This window comes from Nonomuraea sp. NPDC003201 (genome assembly GCF_053590415.1).
Window position 1 is genome coordinate 1 of sequence record NZ_JBSFTC010000592.1, and the last position, 3,455, is coordinate 3,455.

General features: G+C 71.1%; 2 protein-coding genes and 1 pseudogene. 1 reads left to right on the top strand and 2 read right to left on the bottom strand.

The window, feature by feature from the left end:
* Window positions 1–186 precede the first annotated feature (186 nt).
* Window positions 187–1,524: a class II 3-deoxy-7-phosphoheptulonate synthase gene (locus ACWDX9_RS61245; protein ID WP_363964222.1), complete on the bottom strand. Its 1,338-nt coding sequence runs from the start codon at window positions 1,522–1,524 to the stop codon at window positions 187–189.
* Between the two features lie 92 nt (window positions 1,525–1,616).
* Window positions 1,617–2,813 carry an FAD-dependent oxidoreductase gene (locus ACWDX9_RS61250; RefSeq protein WP_449973105.1) on the bottom strand — a complete coding sequence of 399 codons (1,197 nt, stop codon included), beginning with the start codon at window positions 2,811–2,813 and terminating at the stop codon, window positions 1,617–1,619.
* Window positions 2,814–2,930: 117 nt separating this feature from the next.
* Between ACWDX9_RS61250 and ACWDX9_RS61255 the strand changes: the two are divergent.
* Window positions 2,931–3,455 (top strand): annotated as a pseudogene (locus ACWDX9_RS61255) (hypothetical protein); the annotation flags it as partial.

The following is a 3,455-nucleotide window of genomic DNA, read 5'->3' on the forward strand; positions in this document are numbered from 1 at the left end:
CGGCCGCGGCGCCTAAGGGGCCGGCGCGGCCGCTCGCGCGGGGACAGCACGTCGAAGTGGGGCGGGCGGCAAAAGGCGGGCGTCGAAGTGGGGTGGGCGGCAAAAGGCGGGCGCCGAAGTCGGGTGGGCAGCAGAAAGGGGACGCGGGCCTGGAAGGCGGGCGCGTCCCCTCAACTGCGGGCGAGGTCAGCCGCGGTAGAGCTCGGCGACGCGGAAGGCGAGGTCGAGGGACTGGCTGCGGTTGAGCCGCGGGTCGCAGGCCGTCTCGTAGCGGGTCGCGAGGTCGTCCTCGGCGATCTCGTGCCCGCCGCCCACGCACTCCGTCACGTCGTCACCGGTGAACTCGATGTGGATCCCGCCGGGGTGCGTGCCCAGCGACCGGTGCACCTCGAAGAAGCCCGCCACCTCGTCCAGCACGTCGTCGAGCCGGCGGGTCTTGTGCCCGCTGGGCGCCTCGAAGGTGTTGCCGTGCATCGGGTCGCAGATCCACGCGACCCGCGCCCCCGTGGCCGTGACCTCCTTGACCAGGGCCGGCAGGTGCTCGCGGATCTTGGAGGCGCCCATGCGGGTGATGAAGGTGAGCCGCCCCGCCTCGTTGCCCGGGTTGAGCTTCTCGATGAGGCCCAGGGCCTCGTCCGGCGACGTGGTGGGCCCGAGCTTGACGCCGATCGGGTTGCGGATGCGGGCGAAGAAGTCGACGTGCGCCCCGTCGAGCTGGCGGGTGCGCTCGCCGATCCAGACCATGTGCGCCGACACGTCGTACGGCAGCCCCGTACGCGAGTCGATGCGCGTGAGCGCGCGGTCGTAGTCGAGGATGAGCGCCTCGTGCGAGGAGTAGAACTCCACGGTGTGGAACTCCTCGGGATCGGCCCCGCAGGCCCGCATGAACGCGAGCGCCTGGTCGATCTCCCTGGCCAGCTGCTCGTAGCGGCGCCCGGCGGGCGACTCGGCCACGAAGTCCTGGTTCCACGCGTGCACCTGGCGCAGGTCGGCGTAGCCGCCCTTGGTGAACGCGCGGGCGAGGTTGAGGGTCACGGCCGAGGAGTGGTACGCCTTGAGCAGCCGCCACGGATCGGGCCGGCGGGACTCGGCGGTGAAGTCGAACCCGTTGACCATGTCGCCCCGGTAGGCGGGCAGCTCGATCCCGTCACGGGTCTCGCTGCCCTTGGAACGCGGCTTGGCGAACTGGCCCGCGACCCGGCCGATCTTCACGACCGGCACCTTGCCCGCGTACGTCAGCACGATCGCCATCTGCAGCAGCGTCTTGAGCTTGTTGCGCACGTTGTCGGCGGTCGCGCCGGAGAAGGTCTCCGCGCAGTCGCCGCCCTGCAGGACGAAGGCCTCGCCCCGGGCGACTGCGGCCAGCTGCTCCTTGAGCTGGTCGCACTCGCCGGCGAAGACCAGTGGGGGCAGGCCGCCGAGCTCGGCGACGACCTTGTCGAGCTCGCCGCGGTCGGGCCAGTCAGGTTGCTGCGCCGCGGAGAGGGCTCGCCAGGAATCGAGATCCACGAGATTGCTGCTCACGAGATACGAGGGTAATCCACTGGCCACGGGCCCACGGACCTCGTTGTCCACGTTGTGAGAATGCAGTTATACCCCTGAGGACTCAGAGGCGGTCAAACTTCCTTTACGGACACGTGCTCGGGCCGCACCCCCAGCCCGATGAAACGCCGGGCCACCCGCCTGAGCAGGGGGATCCGCGTGAGGTCGCGGGGCATCCTGGACGGGTCGAGCCTGTTGCTGAGGGCCCGCTTGATGACCAGATTCTGGACCACCCGCTGGGCCGCCTGCGTGACGCGCGTGGGCGGCATCCGCCGCTTCTGCACCAGGCGCAGGGTGGATTCGGGGATCGGCGCGCCGGACCTGAGCGAGCCGGCCAGCAGGTTGGCGGTGGCGACCGCGTCCTGGACGGCCAGGTTGATCCCCACCCCGAACACCGGCGACATGGCGTGCGCGGCGTCCCCGATGCACAGGAATCCGGGCCGGTGCCAGCGGTGCAGCCGGTTGAGCACGACGGTGAGCACGCTGACGTCGTCGTAGCTCCCGATCTGCCCGATCCGGTCGGCCAGCCACGGCAGCAGCTCCGCGACCGGCTCGCGGAGCGCGTCGATCCCGGCGCGCACCAGCTCGTCGAACCCGCCCTTGGGGATCGCGTACGCGAGTTGCCAATAACTTTGCCGGTTGATGGACACCATCATGCGTCCGCCGGAGATCCGCAGGAACGAGTCGTCACGGTCGGACGGGTGGCGGGGCAGCCGGAACCACACCACGTCCATCGGCGCGCCGAGCTCCTCCGGCACGAGCCCGGCGCGCTCGCGCAGGGTCGAGTGCCGCCCGTCGGCGGCGACGGTGAGGTCGGCTCTGATCTCGTGCTCGCCCGACTCGTCCCGATAGCGCAGGCCGCGCACGGTCTGGCCGTCGCGGATCAGGTCGTACGCCTCCGCGTTCATCAGCAGCCGGAAACTCGGATACCGGGCGGCGGCCGACGTGATGAGGTTGAGGAAATCCCATTGCGGTACGAACGCGATGTAGTCGTACTTGCCGGGCAGCCCGCGCAGGCTCGCCAGCCTGGCCTCCCCGCGGTCGGTCACCATGCTGATCCCGTACGCCTTGCGATGGGGGATCTTCAGGAACTCCTCGGCCAGCCCCAGCTCGTCGAGGACCTGCAGCGTGGACGGATGGATCGTGTCGCCTCGGAAGTCACGCAGGAAGTCGCCGTGCTTCTCCAGCAGCGTGACCTCGACGCCTGCCCTGGCCAGGAGCAGCGCCAGCATCGCGCCGGCCGGTCCGCCCCCTGCTACTACACAGCTCATAATTCATCACCCGATGAGATTGTCTCACGCCATGAGAAAAGAGCAAGCCCCCGCAGCCATCCGACATGCCCGAGTCGCCGAAGTACATGCGTGAGCCGCCTCTCACAAAGGGAGTGGATGATGACGGACGACCTCCACACCCTCTCGGGCGCGTACGCCGTGCACGCACTGCCGTACGCCGAGTGGGTGCTGTACGAGGAGCACCTGCTGGCGTGCTCGGCCTGCTGGATGGAGGTCCGGCGGCTGCGGGAGACGGCGGCCAGGCTCGCCGAGGCGGTGGCCGAGCCGCCGCCCGCCACGCTCCGGCAGCGGCTGCTCGCCGCCGCCCACGAGCTGCGGCGGCCCGAGGAACGCCCGGAGCGGGGGTCAGGAGCGGTGCCCGACGACAGCCCGACCATCTGGCGGCCCCCGGTGTCACGCACGCCCGCAGCCCCGCCTGTGGCCCCGCACATACCCTCATCCGCGCCCCCGTCCGCGCCGGAGGACTCGCCGACGCTCAGGATCCCGCCCGAGCCCGAGCGGCCCCCCGCGTTCAGGACCGCGCCGGAGCTCCCGGCGGCTGCCGAGGGCGGCCGCGTCGTGCTCCTCAGGCGCCGCCGGGCCAGGGTGACGGCGGGCCTGGCGGCCGTGGCCGCGGCGGCC

Coding starts and splice junctions, on each gene's coding strand:
- ACWDX9_RS61250 (WP_449973105.1), bottom strand. CDS start 2,813: ATGAGCTGTGTAGTAGCAGGGGGCGGACCGGCCGGCGCGATGCTGGCG.